Raw genomic sequence first — 16,065 nt, 5'->3', positions numbered from 1 at the left:
TCCGGCATCTTGCCCCCTGTTTTTTTCACAGCGCTGTCCCCATGACACCGGCGCAGATCCGCCGCGAAACACCGCGGAACCGACTTTGCCGGGCCGCTGGTGTTGCCCCCGGCGAGGGGGTTGGCGAAGCGACACGAAGTGCGCGGAGCTTGGGGGAGATCCATCTCAGCGGGTGGTGTAGCCGCCATTGGCAAAGATCGTCTGGCCCGTGATCCACCAGCCTTCGGTGACCAGGAAACGCACGATGGGCGCGATGTCCTCGATGTCGGTCAGGCCCTTCTTCGAGAACTTGCTGAGCGCCGCCGCGCTGCTGTGGTATTCGACGGCTTCCTTGCTTTCCTGGCCATAGAAGAACGGCGTGTCCATCGGTCCGGGGCCGATCGCATTGACCGAGATGCCGCGCTCGCCAAACTCCTTGGAGGCTGCGCGCGTGTAGTGCTCCACCGCCGCCTTCGAGGCCGGATAGATCGCATAGAACGGCGTGTAGGCCGCGAGAAGCGAGCTCACCAGCGACACGATGCTGCCGCCATCGGCCAGCGTGCGTCCGGCCTGCTGGATGAAGAAGAACGCGGCCTTGGCGTTGGCGTCGAAGCTCTTGTCGTAGTCGGCTTCGGTGACATCGAGGATCGGCTTCTTGATCACCACGCCCGCGGTGTTGATCGCGATGTCGACCTGCCCGAAGTGCTTCACAGCCTGGTCGAACAGCCTCACGTTGTTCTCCACTACGGCAAGGTCGCCCTGCACCAGCAGCGTGCCGGCGCCCTTGGCCTCGAGCTCGGCGGCGGTCTTCTCGGCATCCTTGCGCGAGGCGTCGCTGTTGTAGTGGATGGCGATGCCGCGGGCGCCGCCGTCGACCAGTTGATGGCCGATGAGCGCGCCGAGGTTCTTGCCGCCGCCGGCGATGACGGCGACCTTGTTCTGGAGAGTGCGTGCGGACATGGAATGACCTCCTGCTGAAGAGCGTTGATGTGAATCGGGAAGCTTCAGTCTATTGATCGCCAGTTCCGGAATAAATCAACAATCCGACGCTAGACTGTTCGTAGAATCACAAACAATCCAGCCACCACGCATGGACCGCATCGATCTTCTCAAGGTGTTCCTGCGCGTGGCCGAAACCGGCAGCTTCACGCGTGCGGCCGATCGGCTCGCGCTGCCGCGTGCCACCATTTCCACGGCGGTGCAGCAGCTCGAGGCGAAGCTGGGCTCGCGCCTCCTGCACCGGACCACGCGGCGCGTCGGCCTTACGCCCGACGGCGAAGTGCTGCTGGAGCGGGCCCGCACGCTCGTGGCCGACATGGAAGACATCGAGCAGCAGTTCCTGCCGTCGCGCAGCCAGGTGAGCGGACGGCTCAAGGTCGATGTGCCGAGCCGCATCGCGCGGCGGCTCATCGCGCCGGCGCTGCCGGATTTCTTCGAGCGCTACCCGGCGATCGAGCTCGAGCTCGGCTCCAGCGACCGTGCCGTGGACCTGGTGTTGGAAGGCGTCGATTGCGCGCTGCGCGTGGGTCCGCTGGCGAGCAGCAGCCTGGTGGCGCGGCCGCTCGGGCATTTCACGCTGATCAATTGCGCGAGCCCGGCCTACCTGGCGCGCCATGGCACGCCGCGCACGCCGGCGGACCTGCCGGAGCACATCGCGGTCAACTACGCCTCGCCGACCAGCGGCCGCGCGGCGCCGTGGGAGTGGCTGCGCGACGGTGAAACCGCAATGCTGCGCATGCGCAGCCAGGTGAGCGCGAACAACGCCGAGACCTACATTGCCTGCGCGCTGGCGGGGCTCGGGCTGATCCAGATCCCGGCCTACGACGTGCGCGAACACCTCGCGGCCGGCAAGCTGGCCGAGGTGCTGCCCGAGGCGCGCGCCCAACCGCTGCCGGTGCACCTGGTCTATCCGCACCGGCGCAATCTTTCGCGCCGCATGCAGGCCTTCGCGGGCTGGCTCGAGATGCTGCTCGCCGCGTCGCTCGATGCGCCCGAAGCACCGCGGCCGGCCGGCGCACGAACGCCGCGCAGGTAGGCGGGCCTACGTCGCCCGCGCCCGCCCCGTGCGCTCGCGCACGAATTCCACGAAGCGCGCCAGCGCCGGATGCGCGGCCTGCGCGGGCCACACGAGGCTGGTTTCGCAGGCCGGCAGCGCCACGCGGCGGCGGCCCGTGCCCTTGAACTCGCCGGCCTGCCGATAGACCACCCCGGCGCGCCGGAATTGCATCACGCTGTGCGGCACCCAGGCCACGCCGATGCCGCCCGAGACGAGGTTGACAATGGTCTGCATCTGGATTGCCTCCTGCGCCACCTGCGGCGTACGGCCCGCCGCGTGATAGAGATCGAAGACGGCATCGTGCAGCGACGGCACGATGCGGCGCGGAAAGATCACGAGCGGTTCGGCCAACACTTCCGCCAGCGGCACGGGCCGCGCACGCGCGAGCCGGTGCTGCGCCGGCAGCGCCAGCACCAGCGCCTCTTCCTCCACCGGCAGGCGCGCCAGTCCGGGCGGTGCGGCGCCCGGCGAGTGCAGCATCAGGCCGGCATCGATCTCGCCGCGCGCGAAGGCCTCGAGCTGCACGTCGCCCGTGGCTTCGACCAGCTCGAGCGCCACCTCCGGGCAGCGCACGCGGAACTCGCGCACCCAGGCCGGCAGCTGCTCGAAACCGACCGTCGAGACAAAGGCGATGCGCACGCGCCCCACCTGCCCCGCCGCCGCCGCGCGCGCCCGTGCCGGCAGCGCCTGGGCGCGCGCCAGCAGTTCGCGCACGTCGGGCAGCAGCGCCTCGCCGGCCGGCGTGAGCGCGACGCGCCGGCGCGTGCGGTCGAACAGCACCACGCCCAGCGTTTTCTCGAGCTGGGCAATGGCCTGCGTCACCGGCGGCTGGGTCATGTGCAGCCGCAGCGCGGCGCGGCCGAAGTGCAGCTCCTCGGCCACGGCCACGAACTGGCGCCAGGCGCGCAGGTCGATCAAGGCATCTTTCATATGCCAAGCATATCAATCGGCGCACGAAAATGGATTGGAATGAATCAATGAGAAGTCCGATACTTGGAATTCCCCTCGATCTCCCCCACGACACAAGAGACACCATGGACACCAAGCCAATCCAGATCAACCGCCGCAGCGCCAACATCGTCGAAGGCAAGAGCCGCGCGCCCAACCGCTCGATGTTCTACGCCATGGGCTACGAAGAGGCCGACTTCAAGAAGCCGATGGTCGGCGTCGCCAACGGCCACAGCACCATCACGCCCTGCAACTCGGGCCTGCAGAAGCTGGCAGACGCGGCCATCGCGGGCATCGAGGAAGCCGGCGGCAACGCGCAGGTGTTCGGCACCCCCACCATCTCCGACGGCATGGCCATGGGCACCGAAGGCATGAAGTACTCGCTGGTGAGCCGCGAGGTCATCTCCGACTGCATCGAGACCTGCGTGGGCGGCCAGTGGATGGACGGCGTGCTGGTGGTCGGCGGCTGCGACAAGAACATGCCCGGCGGCCTCATGGGCATGCTGCGCGCCAACGTGCCGGCCATCTACGTCTACGGCGGCACCATCCTGCCGGGCCGCTACAAGGGGCAGGACCTCAACATCGTGAGCGTTTTCGAAGCCGTGGGCCAGAACGCCGCCGGCAACATGAGCGACGAGGACCTGCACGAGATCGAGAAGCGCGCCATTCCCGGCACCGGCTCCTGCGGCGGCATGTACACGGCCAATACCATGTCCAGCGCGTTCGAGGCGCTGGGCATCTCGCTGCCCTACTCGTCCACCATGGCCAATCCGCACGACGAAAAGGCCAACTCGGCCAAGGAATCGGCCAAGGTGCTGATCGAGGCCATCAAGAAAGACATCAAGCCGCGCGACATCGTGACCAAGAAGGCCATCGAGAACGCGGTGGCCGTGATCATGGCCACGGGCGGCTCCACCAACGCGGTGCTGCACTTCCTGGCCATTGCGCACGCCGCCGAGGTCGAGTGGACCATCGACGACTTCGAGCGCATGCGCAAGAAGGTGCCGGTGCTGTGCGACCTGAAGCCCTCGGGCAAGTACCTCGCGGTCGACCTGCACCAGGCCGGCGGCATCCCGCAGGTCATGAAGGTGCTGCTGAACGCGGGCCTGCTGCACGGCGACTGCATCACCATCACCGGCCAGACGATCGCCGAAGTGCTGAAGGACGTGCCCGACGTGCCGCGCGCCGACCAGGACGTGATCCGCCCGATCGACAAGCCGATGTACGACGAGGGCCACCTGGCCATCCTCAAGGGCAACCTGTCGCCCGAAGGCGCGGTCGCCAAGATCACCGGCCTCAAGAACCCGGTCATCACCGGCCCGGCACGCGTGTTCGACGACGAGCAGTCGGCGCTCAAGGCCATCCTGGACGGCAAGATCAAGGCCGGCGACGTGATGGTGCTGCGCTACCTCGGCCCCAAGGGCGGCCCGGGCATGCCCGAGATGCTGGCACCCACGGGCGCGCTGATCGGCGCGGGCCTCGGCGAAAGCGTGGGCCTGATCACCGACGGCCGCTTCTCGGGCGGCACCTGGGGCATGGTGGTCGGCCACGTCGCGCCTGAAGCGGCGGCCGGCGGCACCATCGCCTTCGTGAACGAAGGCGACTCGATCACCATCGATGCGCACAAGCTGGTGCTCGAACTCAACGTGCCCGAAGCCGAGCTGGCCAAGCGCCGCGAAGGCTGGAAGCCGCCGGCGCCGCGCTACACGCGCGGCGTACAGGCCAAGTTCGCGTTCAATGCCTCCAGCGCCAGCTCGGGCGCGGTGCTCGACAAGTTCTGAAGCCGGTCAAAACATCATCCACGCGCCGTAGCCGAAGGCCAGGAAGCCGAGGCCCACGATCGCGAGGATGCTGCGGAACTCGAACTCCATCGCCGGCGGCAGGCTCTGCACGATGAAGTGCAGCAATGCGCCGGTGCCGATGGTCATGAAGCCCGCGCCGAGCGCCCTTCCCAGGCGTTCGTCCGGGTAGAGAAAGCAGACGGCAAAGCCGGCCACGAACACGAGGTTGGCCAGCACGGTGCCGCGCGTGCACCAGCGCTGCTGGGCAGGCGTGGCCGTGCGCTGCGGCGGCACTGCGCGGCCATGGGGCCGCCCCTCCTTGATCGCCATGCCGGTGAAGAACAGCCCGAACATCATCGGGAACAGGCCGAAGAGGCCCAGGCCCCAGACGGCTCCCCACATGTTCTGGAAATCGGCCACCAGGGCCTGCGCAGGGTCGGCCAGGCTGTAGCGCACCTCCACCGGATCGCCCCACTCCTTGTCCGGCAGCCCGCCGCCGAGCCCCTTGACGCGGCGCTTCTGCCCGTCGGCGGTGGTGTATTCGACGATGGGTGCGCGCGAGACCGTCGTGCGGCCGTTGCTGTCCTTGCTGCGCTCCTCCACGAATTCGACCAGGCTGCCCTGCACGCTGGCGGTGCCCGCGATCGACTGGTAGCGATGCCAGCCGATGGTTGCGGCCGCATAGAGGCCGGCGCAGCCGATCAGCAGGGCTCCGACCCCCACGCCCCAGAAAAGATTCCTGAGCCATCCCGCCAGCCCGCCGATGGCCGGCCCGACGAGCAGCGAGAGCCCGAAGACGAGCATCGCATGGCGGGTCGCTTCCTCGTCCATGTCGCGGCGCCGCGAGGCGTGCGGGCTGGAGGCCGCTAGTTGCGCTGCCGATCAGCGCTTGGGGCGCTGGCCCTTGCTGCCCGGCAGACCCATGTTGCTGCGCTGGCGGTCGATGCGCGCCTGCTTGCGCGCATCCTCGCGCTCGACGACCTTGCGCTTGGTGTAGCCCGACCAGTCGGCCCATGCCCACCATGCCACGGCCATGGCAAAAGGCGACAGCACGATCCACCAGCTCCAGCCGGCCACCATGCCCACCTCGAAGTACTTGAGGCCCACGCCGAGCAGGCCCAACAGCAGAAAAAGCATCGCGAATCCCTCCGGGTTTTGTTGGCAACGCTTCCGGACGCCGGTGCACGGCGCTACCTACAATCGCGTTGCATCGAATGTAACCCAGCCATTACGAATAAAGCCCCATGAAAAGACTCCTGTCATTCGCGGTTCTCGGCCTCGGCCTGGCGGCGCCCGCCTTTGCCGACCTGGCGCTGGCAACCTCGAAGAACTGCATGAGCTGCCACGCGGTGGACCGCAAGGTGCTCGGCCCCGCCTTCAAGGACGTGGCCGCCAAGTACAAGGGCAATGCCGGTGCCGTCGACATGCTGGCGGCAAAGATCATCAAGGGCGGCTCGGGCGTCTGGGGGCCGTTGGCCATGCCGGCCAACAACCAGGTCAGCGAAGCCGACGCCAAGAAGCTGGCGGCCTGGGTGATGCTGGCGCGCTGAGACGAGCGCTCGTCAGATCCGCGGATCGATGTCCGTAGGTAGCGGCTTGCGCTCGATGCGGTCCTCGAGCTGGCCGATGTGCGCGGCCACGGTGTTGTCGGATTGCTCCGAGCGCTGGCGGATCACGCTCTCGACCTGCCCCAGCCGCGTCAGCAGCGCGGCATGCCGATCGGCGTTCTGCGCCATGTGCTTGGTTTCCTGCGCTTCGAGGAAATTGCGCAACTCGGTGAAGCGCGAGGCCTCGGCCTTGTCGGCCAGGTCGCGCTGCACCTGCATTTCCCTGTTGTGGCGCTTGGCGTCGAGCAGCACCGAGCTGTGCAGGTACAGAACGTAGACCAGGAAGAACACGCCGAGGGCCACCGTCAGCCCCAGCATCATGAGGCCCAGCGGCGCCGACACGGTCATGAAGCCCAGCGACACCGGCACCGGTGACGAGAGCGTGCCCCAGTTGAGCGCGGCGAGCGCCGCGATCAGCAACAGGATGACGAACAGGAAAGCAGATCTCACGCCCATGGGGGCCTCCTTCGTAAAGATCGAACACAGTGAACCCGCCATGCACGTCGAGGTGCATGGCAACTGCGCAGGTTTTACCTCAGGCCGCGGGCCGCAATGGCCCCTGCTTCCCGTTAACGGCCATGTCCTACAAATCGAATCAGTTGGTCTGTGACAACTGTTCCAGAATCGCCGGATTTTCCAGCGTGGAGATGTCCTGCGTGATGGCCTCGCCCTTGGCGATGCTGCGCAGCAGGCGCCGCATGATCTTGCCGCTGCGCGTCTTGGGCAGGTTGTCGCCGAAGCGGATGTCCTTGGGCTTGGCGATCGGGCCGATCTCCTTGGCCACCCAGGCGCGCAGCTCGTTGGCGATCTGCCTGGCCTCCTCGCCGCTCGGGCGCGAGCGCTTGAGCACCACGAAGGCGCACACCGCCTCGCCCGTCACGTCGTCCGGCCGCCCCACCACCGCCGCCTCGGCCACCAGGTCGGTCTTGGACACCAGCGCCGATTCGATCTCCATCGTCCCCAGCCGGTGGCCCGAGACGTTGAGCACGTCGTCGATGCGCCCGGTGATGCGGAAGTAGCCGCGGTCTTCGCTGCGCACCGCGCCGTCGCCGGCCAGGTAGATGGTGCCGCCCATCTCCTCGGGGAAGTAGCTCTTCCTGAAGCGCTCGGGGTCGTTCCAGATGGTGCGGATCATCGAGGGCCAGGGCCGCTTGATGACCAGCATGCCGCCCGCGCCGTGGGGCAGGTCCTTGCCGGTCTCGTCCACGATGGCCGCCGCGATGCCCGGCAGCGCCAGCGTGCACGAGCCCGGCACCAGCGGCGTGGCGCCCGGCAGCGGCGTGATCACGTGGCCGCCGGTCTCGGTCTGCCAGAAGGTGTCGACGATCGGACATTTCTCATGGCCGATATTGCGGTGGTACCACATCCACGCTTCGGGGTTGATGGGCTCGCCGACCGAGCCGAGGATGCGCAGGCTGTCCAGGTTCCAGTTCTTCGGGTGCACTTTCTCGTCCGATTCGGCGGCCTTGATGAGCGAGCGGATGGCGGTGGGGGCGGTGTAGAAGACGCTGACCTGGTGGCGCTCGATCATCTGCCAGAAGCGCCCGGCGTGCGGGAAGGTGGGGATGCCCTCGAACACGACCTGGGTGGCGCCGGCGGCCAGCGGCCCGTAGGCCACGTAGGTGTGGCCGGTGATCCAGCCGATGTCGGCGGTGCACCAGAAGACGTCCTCGGGCCGGATGTCGAAGGTCCAGTCCATGGTGAGCCGGGCCCACAGCAGGTAGCCGCCGGTGGCGTGCTGCACGCCCTTGGGCTTGCCGGTGGAGCCGGAGGTGTAGAGGATGAAGAGGGGGTGCTCGGCGTTGACGGGCACGGGCGGACACTCGGTGCTCTGGCCGGCCAGCGCCTCGGCGAAGGTCTTGTCGCGGCCTTCGACGCGGCTCCAGGCGCTGGGGGTGCGCTCGTAGACGAAGACGGTCTGGATCGATTCGCAGCCGCCGAGCGCGATGCCGTCGTCGACGATGGCCTTGAGCGGCAGCTCCTTGCCGCCGCGCAGCTGGTAGTTGGCGGTGATGACGGCCACGGCGCCGGCGTCGATGATGCGCTCCTGCAGGGCCTTGGCGGAGAAGCCGCCGAACACCACGCTGTGGGTGGCGCCGATGCGCGCGCACGCCTGCATGGCGACCACGCCCTCGATGGTCATGGGCATGTAGATGATGACGCGGTCGCCCTTCTCGATGCCGGCGGCCTTCAGGGCGTTGGCGAACTGGCTCACGCGCGCGAGCAGCTCCTTGTAGCTGACGCGGGTGACGGCGCCGTCGTCGGCCTCGAAGACGATGGCGGTCTTGTGTTCGACGGGGGTGCCGATGTGGCGGTCCAGGCAGTTGGCGCTGGCGTTGAGCTCGCCGTCGCCGAACCATTGGTAGAAGGGGGCGTTGGATTCGTCGAGGGTGCGGCTGAAGGGCTTGGTCCAGCTCAGGTTCTCGCGCGCCAGGCGGCTCCAGAAACCTTCGAAGTCCTGTTCGGCCTCCTGGCACAGGGCCTCGTAGGCGGCCATGCCGGCAATGCGCGCGCCGGCGCTGGCGCGGGCGTCGGGGGGGAACACGCGGTTCTCGACCAGGACGGATTCGATGTTCTTCGATGCGCTGCTGCTCATTTTCTTGTCTCCTTGATCTAGGTGCGGCCGTAATGTCGGCGGGCCCACTTACGGGCCACTGACGGTTGCGATGTTAGGGCCTGTTCACCCTGCCAGCGGAGATCGCGTTGTTCGGCAAAGGGGCTGGCTGCAAGGCGCCCGTGCGCAGCAAGGCTTGCGCCTTGCAAGCGCGGGCAACGCCGCAGACGGCCCCTTTGCCGAACAACCCGGAGGGAAGGCATGCCAAAGCGGCCAACTCCGCGTTGCACTCCTTGCGTGTGCCGACGCACACGCCGCGTCGTGCGCCTTGATTTGTCCGCTTTGGCAAGCCTTCGCGACTCCGTTGGCAGGGTAAACAGGCCCTCGCAGGGTTATCACGAGTCGGACATGGGGGCACCTCTAGAATCGCCAGTCGTTTCCAATCATCCTCTCCATGTCCGCTCCCGAATCCTTCGACCGCCCGAATACGCCTGTTCCCGCCCGTGCTTCCCCGCTTCGGCCGCTGCCCAAGCTGATTTTCGCGAGCCGCTGGCTGCAGCTGCCGCTGTACCTGGGGCTGATCGTGGCGCAGGCGGTGTACGTGGTGCACTTCCTGGTCGAGCTGCTGCACCTGGTGGAGGCGGCCTTCGGCAGCAAGGAGGCGCTGCAGGCGCTGATCACCAGCATCGGCTACAAGACGACCGCGCCGGTGGGCACGCTCAACGAAACCGTGATCATGCTGGTGGTGCTGGCGCTGATCGACGTGGTGATGATCTCCAACCTGCTGATCATGGTGATCGTGGGCGGCTACGAAACCTTCGTGAGCCGCATGGACCTCGAAGGTCACCGCGACCAGCCCGAGTGGCTGAGCCATGTGAACGCCTCGGTGCTCAAGGTCAAGCTGGCCACCGCCATCATCGGCATCAGCTCGATCCACCTGCTGAAGACCTTCATCAATGCGGACAACTACACCGACCGCGTGCTGATTGCGCAAACCGTGATCCACATCGCCTTCCTGTTCTCGGCCATGGCCATTGCCTACACCGACAAGCTGATGAACGAGGCGGCCACTACCAGCACCCGTCATTGAGCAAGATCACGCAGCTGTGCCCCGGCGAGGCTGCGACGAGGCATCCCATGCCGGCACCTCGGTGAATCGCCCGGCCAGGAAGTCGAGCATCGTGCGCAGCGTGGCCGGCATGTGCTTGCGCGAGGCGTACACCGCGTACATGCCGACGACCTGCGGCTCGAATTCGGGGAACAGCCGCACCAGTTCGCCCGCCTGCAGCAAGCCGGCGGTCAGGTAGGTCGGCAGCATCGCAATGCCGGCCCCGGCCCGCGCCAGATGCATCAGGCTCGCGGCATCGTTGGTCGACAGGTTGCCGCCGACAGCCACAGAAACGGGCGTGCCGTCTTCCTTGCGCGTGAAATTCCAGAGGCTGCGCCCGAAGTACGAGTGCGTGAGGCAGTTGCGCTGGGCCAGTTCCTCCACGCGCAGCGGCTGCCCATGCTCCTTCAGGTAGGCGGGTGAGGCGCACACCACCGAGCGGCAATCGGTGAGCCGCCGCGCAATGAGGTTGGGATCGATCTCGACCGCCACGCGGATCGCCAGGTCGATGCGCTCGTCCACCAGGTTCACCGCCCGGTCCAGCAGCACCAGGTCGACGGCCACGCCGGGATAGAGCCGCACGTAGTCGGCCACCGCATCGGCCAGCTGCGCCTGTGCAAACGAGGTGCTGGCCGTGATGCGCAACTGGCCGCGCGGCGCCTCGGCCGGCTGCCGCACGGCCTCCTGCATGTCGCCAGCGAGTTCGAGCACCTGGCGGCAGCGCGGCAGCAGTTCCTCCCCCGCCGCCGTGAGGCTCAGCCGGCGCGTCGTGCGGTGCAGCAGGCGCGCGCCCGTCCATTGCTCGAGCTCGGCCACGTAGCGCGTGACCACCGGGCGCGAGAGGTCGAGCTTGTCGGCCGCGGCCGAAAGGCTGCCCGCATCCACCACGGTGACGAACACGCGCATTGCATTCAATCGGTCCATTCGAACGATTTTAGGAACAAACAAGCGCGCAATTCGAGGTATTTCTTTCGAAAGCAGAAACCTAAGATGCGGTTCATCCCAACCACTTTCTGGAGCCATTCAATGAGCCACATCGCCATCATCGGCGCCACCGGACGCGCCGGCGGCCGCCTTCTCGACGAAGCCCTGCGCCGCGGCCACACCGTGACGGCCATCGCGCGCAAGGCGAGCGAAAAACTCTCGGGCCGCGCCAATGTGAAGGCTGTGGACCTCGACGTGCTCGACGGCGCCGCGCTCGAAAAGGCACTGGCCGGCCACGATGCCGTGTTCAGCGCCGCGCACTTCTCCACCGTGCCGCCCGCGGCCATCATCGAACCGGCCAAGCGCGCAGGCGTGAAGCGCCTGCTGGTGGTCGGCGGCGCCGGCAGCCTGTTCGCGGCGCCGGGCCTGAAGGTGATCGACACGCCGAACTTCCCCGAGGCGTACAAGGCCGAGGCCTCGGCCGGCGGCGTGTTCCTGGAGGCGCTGCGCAACGAGAAGGAACTCGACTGGACTTTTCTCTCGCCCTCGGCCGAGTTCGTCGAAGGCGAGCGCACGGGCAAGTTCCGCCTGGGCAAGGACGACCTGCTCGTGAGCGCCGAAGGCCGCAGCTGGATCACCTTCGAGGACTACGCGATCGCGTTCATCGACGAGCTCGAGAAGCCCGTTCACTCGCGCCAGCGCTACACGGTCGGGTACTGATCGCTCAACGGCCCGTCATGTTCTCCGGCACCACCCACTGGTCGAACTGCTCGGCCGTGAGGTGGCCCGAGGCAATCGCGGCTTCGCGCAGGCTGGTGCCCTCCTTGTGCGCCTTCTTCGCGATGTAGGCCGACTTGTCGTAGCCGATGTGCGTGTTGAGCGCGGTCACCAGCATCAGCGAACGCTGAACCAGTTCGGTGATGCGCTCGCGGTTCGGCTCGATGCCCACCGCGCAGTGGTCGTTGAAGCTCACCATGCCGTCGGCCAAGAGGCGCACGCTCTGCAGGAAGTTGTGCGCCACCATCGGACGGAACACATTGAGCTCGAAGTTGCCCGAGGCGCCGCCGATGTTGATGGCCACGTCGTTGCCGAACACCTGCGCGGCCAGCATGGTGACGGCTTCGCTCTGCGTCGGATTGACCTTGCCCGGCATGATCGACGAGCCGGGTTCGTTCTCCGGAATGCTGAGTTCGCCGATGCCGCTGCGCGGGCCGCTCGCGAGCCAGCGCACGTCGTTGGCGATCTTGTTCATGCTGGCGGCAAGTGTCTTGAGCGCGCCGTGGGCATGCACCAGCGCGTCGACGCTGGCCATGGCTTCGAACTTGTTGGGTGCGGTCACGAAAGGCAGGCCTGTAAGCTTTGCGAGTTCGGCGGCCACCTGCTCGGCATAGCCCTTGGGCGCATTGAGCCCGGTGCCGACGGCCGTGCCGCCCAGCGCCAGTTCGCACAGGTGCGGCAGCGCGGCGCGCACATGCGCCTCGCCATGCGCGAGCTGCGCCACGTAGCCCGAGAACTCCTGGCCCAGCGTGAGCGGCGTGGCGTCCTGCAGGTGGGTGCGGCCGATCTTCACGATGTCGGCAAAGTCCTTCGACTTCTGCTCAAGCGTGCCGCGCAGCCTGGCGATGGCCGGTAGCAGCTTGTGCGTGATGGCCTCGACCGCCGCCACGTGCATGGCGGTGGGGAACACGTCGTTGCTTGACTGGCTGCGGTTCACGTCGTCGTTCGGGTGCACGAGGCGCCCTTCCCCGCGTTCGCCGCCCAGCAGTTCGCTCGCGCGGTTGGCCAGCACCTCGTTGACGTTCATGTTGGTCTGCGTGCCCGAGCCGGTCTGCCACACCACCAGCGGAAACTCGCCCGGATGCTTGCCCGCAATGACTTCGTCGGCCGCGGCCACGATGGCCTTGGTTTTTTTCTCGTCCTGCAGGCCCAGCGCGTGGTTGACCACGGCCGAGGCACGCTTGACCTGCGCCAGCGCCTTGATGATCTCGCGCGGCTGCTGCTCGCCGGAGATGTCGAAGTTCTGCAGCGAGCGCTGCGTCTGCGCACCCCACAGCTTGTCGGCCGGCACGTCGATCGGTCCGAAGGTATCGCGCTCGGCACGGGTCTTGGGGGAAGTCGTCATGATGAAAAAAGCTCCGCAGTCTTGGATGATTGCGCCCGCTCGCCGGGCGCGACGCCGAGTATGGCCTTGATAAGAATAGCTCGCATCTGGCGAGGCTTTTGGCTCCGGACGCGCAGCCCACGATAAGCCCCGGGGTTGACGCGCGTCATGTCAAAAAGTTATAATTGCGCTCTTCAGACGACCAACAAGTCATGTTGGTTGCCCTTGCGCTACTCGCGGATCACCGAATCCCGTCGCGGCGCAAGGCTCTCTCCGCCGGGCCCTGCCCGGCAAACCGGCCGGATCTTTTTTTCGGCCCCATTGCCACGTCACGCTCATCCAGGCGGCGCCCCTCGACCAGGCCCGTCGCTCTGCGAATGAAGCATCCGGCGGGCACTGGCTTCGTCGCCATGTCGTCTTCAGTGCCTGCTGGCAGCCCTCGAGGCTCGCCGGGCCATTGCACGCGCCTTTTCATGCGCACTCTGTTCGGCAGTCCCATCGGCTGATGGCGTGGCCGCTGCCGTCCTCCGGGGCGGTGCTGTGTCCAACCTTTACACAAGGAGTCCCGGCGTATGGCCAAAGGAATTCTCATCGACCATGTCTTCAAGGTGTTCGGCGACGCGCCCGAACAGGCGCTCGAACTGGTCCGCCAAGGTTTTTCGAAGAAGGAAATCCTCGCGCAAACGGGCCAGTCGATCGGCGTGTTCGATGCCACCTTCGAGATCCAGGCCGGCGAGATCTTCGTCATCATGGGCCTCTCGGGTTCGGGCAAGTCGACGCTGGTGCGCCTCTTGAACCGCCTCATCGAGCCGACCGCCGGGCGCATCGTGATCGACGGCGCGGACATCAACGAGCATTCCGACGCCAGGCTGCGCGCACTGCGCCGCAAGGACATCAGCATGGTGTTCCAGTCCTTCGCGCTGATGCCGCACATGACGGTGCGCGAGAACACCGCCTTCGGCCTCGAACTGTCGGGCACCAGCAAGAAGGAGCGCCTCGCGCAGGCCGACCTGGCGCTCGCGCAGGTGGGCCTCGCGGGCTGGGGCGACAGCTATCCCGACGAGCTTTCCGGTGGCATGCAGCAGCGCGTGGGCCTGGCGCGCGCGCTGGCCTCGGACCCGTCGATCCTCTTGATGGACGAGGCCTTCTCGGCGCTCGACCCGATCATCCGCACCGAGATGCAGTCGGAACTGCTGCGGCTGCAGAAGGAACAGCGGCGCACCATCGTCTTCATCTCGCACGACCTCGACGAGGCCATGCGCATCGGCGACCGCATCGCGATCATGAAGGACGGCCAGGTGATCCAGGTCGGCACGCCCGACGAGATCCTGCGCAGCCCCGCCGACGACTACGTGCGCAGCTTCGTGCGCGGCGTCGATGCGGCGGCCGTGTTCAAGGCGGCGGACATCGCGCGCAAGTCGCTCACGGTGGTGTGCGAGCACCCCGAGCGCGGCGCACGCGCGGCACTCAAGCTGCTCGAAGACCAGGACCGCGACTTCGCCTACGTGACGAGCCCGAACAAGCGCTTCCTCGGCGTGGTGTCGGCGGACACACTGCGCGGCGCGCTCGACGGGCATTCAGGCTCGCTCGGGCTGCAGCATGCATTCATCGACGACCTGCCGCGCATCGATGCCGAAGCACCGGTGGCAGGCCTGATCGGCCAACTCGCGCAGGCGCCGTGCGCGCTGCCGGTGGTGGCGAATGACGGCCGCTTCTGCGGTGCGATCAGCAAGACGACGCTGCTCAAGTTCCTGGACCGCGACACGCCGCCGATCGAGCCCGTCCTGCCCAACGCCGCACCCGCGCTCGCCGCCGAGCCGCACTGAATTCACGAAGGACGCCTGAACGATGAACGACAACACACTTCCTTCCGACCTGAGCACGCCCGCCACCCCCACCTCCGTCGATCCGTGGGAAGCACTCTCGGCCGCGCCCGACACCTCGACCACCAGCGCCTGGCTCGACGCCCCCGCCGACGCGGCTCACCAGCTGGCCGGCTCAGCCGATGCCACGGCCAGCGGCTTGCAGCTGCACCGCCTCTGGGATGGCTCCCTGCCCGTCGAATCCTGGATCAACCAGGGCCTCGGATGGGTGGTCGAACATTTCCGCCCCTTCTTCCAGACCGTGCGCCTGCCCATCGACAGCACGCTGAACTGGGTCCAGAGCCTGCTGACCGGCCTGCCGACGCTCGCGATGATCGCGCTGATCGGCCTGTTCGCCTGGCAGTTCGCTGGCCGCGCGCTCGCCATCGGCACCACGGTGGCGCTGCTGCTCGTGGCCATGCTGGGCATCTGGCCCGAGGCCATGGTGACGCTGTCGCTGGTGCTGACCTCGCTGGTGTTCTGCATGATCATCGGCCTGCCGCTCGGGGTGCTGCTGGCCAGCAGCGACCGCGCACAGCGCCTCATGCGCCCGGTGCTCGACGCCATGCAGACCACGCCCGCCTTCGTCTACCTGGTGCCGGTGGTGATGCTGTTCGGCATCGGCAACGTGCCGGGCGTGATCGTGACCATCATCTTCGCGCTGGCGCCGCTGGTGCGCCTGACCAACCTGGGCCTGCGCCAGGTGCGGCCCGACCTGATCGAGGCCGCGCGTGCCTACGGCGCCTCGCCCTGGCAGATGCTGGTGAAGGTGCAGCTGCCGCTGGCCATGCCGTCGATCATGGCGGGCATCAACCAGGCGCTGATGCTGTCGCTGTCGATGGTGGTGATCGCCTCGATGATCGCCGTCGGCGGCTTGGGCCAGATGGTGCTGCGCGGCATCGGCCGGCTCGACATGGGCCTGGCGACCGTGGGCGGCCTGGGCATCGTGCTGCTGGCAATCTCGCTCGACCGGCTCACGCAGGCCATGGGCAAGTCGCGCCGCAGCGCCGGGCGCCGCTGGTGGCACACCGGGCCGGCCGGCCTGGCACTGCGCCTGTTGCAGCGCCTCGTCGGCACGCCCTCCCGCAGTGAAGGTGCGAACGAGCCCGTTCCCGCCCTCGCCACGCAAGCGCAATAAGCCGTCA

The 16,065-nt window shown here is 67.3% G+C and carries 15 protein-coding genes; 7 read left to right on the top strand and 8 right to left on the bottom strand.

The genetic code is table 11. The annotated features are described in order from the left end of the window. Positions 1–165 precede the first annotated feature (165 nt). Positions 166–939 (bottom strand): SDR family oxidoreductase, encoded by a 774-nt coding sequence (locus tag L1081_RS06220; protein ID WP_489415669.1) that lies wholly within the window; start codon positions 937–939, stop codon positions 166–168. Between the two features lie 130 nt (positions 940–1,069). Between L1081_RS06220 and L1081_RS06215 the strand changes: the two genes are divergently transcribed. Further along, a complete protein-coding gene (locus tag L1081_RS06215; protein WP_489415668.1) occupies positions 1,070–2,014 on the top strand; it encodes a LysR substrate-binding domain-containing protein in 945 nt (314 codons plus the stop codon). Positions 2,015–2,020: 6 nt separating this feature from the next. Here L1081_RS06215 and L1081_RS06210 read toward each other — a convergent pair whose 3' ends face one another. Next, positions 2,021–2,965: a LysR substrate-binding domain-containing protein gene (locus tag L1081_RS06210; protein WP_489415667.1), complete on the bottom strand. Its 945-nt coding sequence runs from the start codon at positions 2,963–2,965 to the stop codon at positions 2,021–2,023. 104 nt (positions 2,966–3,069) lie between these two features. On the opposite strand from L1081_RS06210, the gene ilvD reads away from it, so the two are divergent. Next, positions 3,070–4,764, top strand: coding sequence for a dihydroxy-acid dehydratase (gene ilvD, locus L1081_RS06205; protein ID WP_319438237.1), 1,695 nt, complete (start codon positions 3,070–3,072; stop codon positions 4,762–4,764). A gap of 6 nt (positions 4,765–4,770) precedes the next feature. Here the strand turns inward: ilvD and L1081_RS06200 are convergent, their stop codons facing one another. Together L1081_RS06200 and L1081_RS06195 are read right to left on the bottom strand one after the other, a co-directional pair. Next, on the bottom strand, positions 4,771–5,595 hold the full coding sequence (locus L1081_RS06200; RefSeq protein WP_489415666.1) for a DUF3592 domain-containing protein: 825 nt from the start codon (positions 5,593–5,595) through the stop codon (positions 4,771–4,773). A gap of 51 nt (positions 5,596–5,646) precedes the next feature. Further along, positions 5,647–5,901, bottom strand: coding sequence for a TIGR04438 family Trp-rich protein (locus L1081_RS06195; protein WP_319426299.1), 255 nt, complete (start codon positions 5,899–5,901; stop codon positions 5,647–5,649). Positions 5,902–6,008: 107 nt separating this feature from the next. Between L1081_RS06195 and L1081_RS06190 the strand changes: the two genes are divergently transcribed. Next, positions 6,009–6,314 carry a c-type cytochrome gene (locus tag L1081_RS06190; protein WP_489415665.1) on the top strand — a complete coding sequence of 102 codons (306 nt, stop codon included), beginning with the start codon at positions 6,009–6,011 and terminating at the stop codon, positions 6,312–6,314. A 12-nt stretch (positions 6,315–6,326) separates the two neighbouring features. Here the strand turns inward: L1081_RS06190 and L1081_RS06185 are convergent, their stop codons facing one another. Beyond that, positions 6,327–6,827 (bottom strand): LapA family protein, encoded by a 501-nt coding sequence (locus L1081_RS06185; protein ID WP_145746520.1) that lies wholly within the window; start codon positions 6,825–6,827, stop codon positions 6,327–6,329. Positions 6,828–6,966: 139 nt separating this feature from the next. Next, positions 6,967–8,967, bottom strand: coding sequence for an acetate--CoA ligase (acs, locus tag L1081_RS06180; protein WP_489415664.1), 2,001 nt, complete (start codon positions 8,965–8,967; stop codon positions 6,967–6,969). Positions 8,968–9,379: 412 nt separating this feature from the next. Between acs and L1081_RS06175 the strand changes: the two genes are divergently transcribed. Next, positions 9,380–10,015, top strand: coding sequence for a YqhA family protein (locus L1081_RS06175; protein WP_489415663.1), 636 nt, complete (start codon positions 9,380–9,382; stop codon positions 10,013–10,015). A 6-nt stretch (positions 10,016–10,021) separates the two neighbouring features. On the opposite strand, the gene L1081_RS06170 is transcribed toward L1081_RS06175, so the two are convergent. Further along, complete coding sequence (locus L1081_RS06170) at positions 10,022–10,957, bottom strand: LysR substrate-binding domain-containing protein (protein ID WP_489415662.1); 936 nt, start codon at positions 10,955–10,957, stop codon at positions 10,022–10,024. Between the two features lie 102 nt (positions 10,958–11,059). Here L1081_RS06170 and L1081_RS06165 point away from each other — a divergent pair, with 102 nt between their 5' ends. Further along, a complete protein-coding gene (locus L1081_RS06165; RefSeq protein ID WP_489415661.1) occupies positions 11,060–11,677 on the top strand; it encodes an NAD(P)H-binding protein in 618 nt (205 codons plus the stop codon). A gap of 4 nt (positions 11,678–11,681) precedes the next feature. Here the strand turns inward: L1081_RS06165 and fumC are convergent, their stop codons facing one another. Then, positions 11,682–13,079, bottom strand: a complete 1,398-nt coding sequence (fumC, locus tag L1081_RS06160; RefSeq protein ID WP_018907286.1) for a class II fumarate hydratase — start codon at positions 13,077–13,079, stop codon at positions 11,682–11,684. A 551-nt stretch (positions 13,080–13,630) separates the two neighbouring features. On the opposite strand from fumC, the gene proV reads away from it, so the two are divergent. Both proV and proW read left to right on the top strand, forming a co-directional pair. Then, positions 13,631–14,884: a glycine betaine/L-proline ABC transporter ATP-binding protein ProV gene (proV, locus tag L1081_RS06155; RefSeq protein WP_307597103.1), complete on the top strand. Its 1,254-nt coding sequence runs from the start codon at positions 13,631–13,633 to the stop codon at positions 14,882–14,884. 22 nt (positions 14,885–14,906) lie between these two features. Further along, on the top strand, positions 14,907–16,058 hold the full coding sequence (gene proW, locus L1081_RS06150; RefSeq protein ID WP_489415660.1) for a glycine betaine/L-proline ABC transporter permease ProW: 1,152 nt from the start codon (positions 14,907–14,909) through the stop codon (positions 16,056–16,058). The last annotated feature ends 7 nt before the right edge of the window (positions 16,059–16,065 follow it).

This window comes from Variovorax sp. MSC1_012, from assembly GCF_023667525.1.
Lineage (GTDB): Bacteria > Pseudomonadota > Gammaproteobacteria > Burkholderiales > Burkholderiaceae_C > Variovorax > Variovorax beijingensis_B.
This window is presented reverse-complemented; position numbering and strand designations above follow the sequence as displayed.

What these genes read in the sequence shown, in the direction of transcription:
- L1081_RS06220 (WP_489415669.1), bottom strand. Translation starts at nt 939, where the DNA reads ATGTCCGCACGCACTCTCCAGAACAAGGTCGCCGTCATCGCCGGCGGC.
- L1081_RS06215 (WP_489415668.1), top strand. Translation starts at nt 1,070, where the DNA reads ATGGACCGCATCGATCTTCTCAAGGTGTTCCTGCGCGTGGCCGAAACC.
- L1081_RS06210 (WP_489415667.1), bottom strand. Translation starts at nt 2,965, where the DNA reads ATGAAAGATGCCTTGATCGACCTGCGCGCCTGGCGCCAGTTCGTGGCC.
- ilvD (WP_319438237.1), top strand. Translation starts at nt 3,070, where the DNA reads ATGGACACCAAGCCAATCCAGATCAACCGCCGCAGCGCCAACATCGTC.
- L1081_RS06200 (WP_489415666.1), bottom strand. Translation starts at nt 5,595, where the DNA reads ATGGACGAGGAAGCGACCCGCCATGCGATGCTCGTCTTCGGGCTCTCG.
- L1081_RS06195 (WP_319426299.1), bottom strand. Translation starts at nt 5,901, where the DNA reads ATGCTTTTTCTGCTGTTGGGCCTGCTCGGCGTGGGCCTCAAGTACTTC.
- L1081_RS06190 (WP_489415665.1), top strand. Translation starts at nt 6,009, where the DNA reads ATGAAAAGACTCCTGTCATTCGCGGTTCTCGGCCTCGGCCTGGCGGCG.
- L1081_RS06185 (WP_145746520.1), bottom strand. Translation starts at nt 6,827, where the DNA reads ATGGGCGTGAGATCTGCTTTCCTGTTCGTCATCCTGTTGCTGATCGCG.
- acs (WP_489415664.1), bottom strand. Translation starts at nt 8,967, where the DNA reads ATGAGCAGCAGCGCATCGAAGAACATCGAATCCGTCCTGGTCGAGAAC.
- L1081_RS06175 (WP_489415663.1), top strand. Translation starts at nt 9,380, where the DNA reads ATGTCCGCTCCCGAATCCTTCGACCGCCCGAATACGCCTGTTCCCGCC.
- L1081_RS06170 (WP_489415662.1), bottom strand. Translation starts at nt 10,957, where the DNA reads ATGGACCGATTGAATGCAATGCGCGTGTTCGTCACCGTGGTGGATGCG.
- L1081_RS06165 (WP_489415661.1), top strand. Translation starts at nt 11,060, where the DNA reads ATGAGCCACATCGCCATCATCGGCGCCACCGGACGCGCCGGCGGCCGC.
- fumC (WP_018907286.1), bottom strand. Translation starts at nt 13,079, where the DNA reads ATGACGACTTCCCCCAAGACCCGTGCCGAGCGCGATACCTTCGGACCG.
- proV (WP_307597103.1), top strand. Translation starts at nt 13,631, where the DNA reads ATGGCCAAAGGAATTCTCATCGACCATGTCTTCAAGGTGTTCGGCGAC.
- proW (WP_489415660.1), top strand. Translation starts at nt 14,907, where the DNA reads ATGAACGACAACACACTTCCTTCCGACCTGAGCACGCCCGCCACCCCC.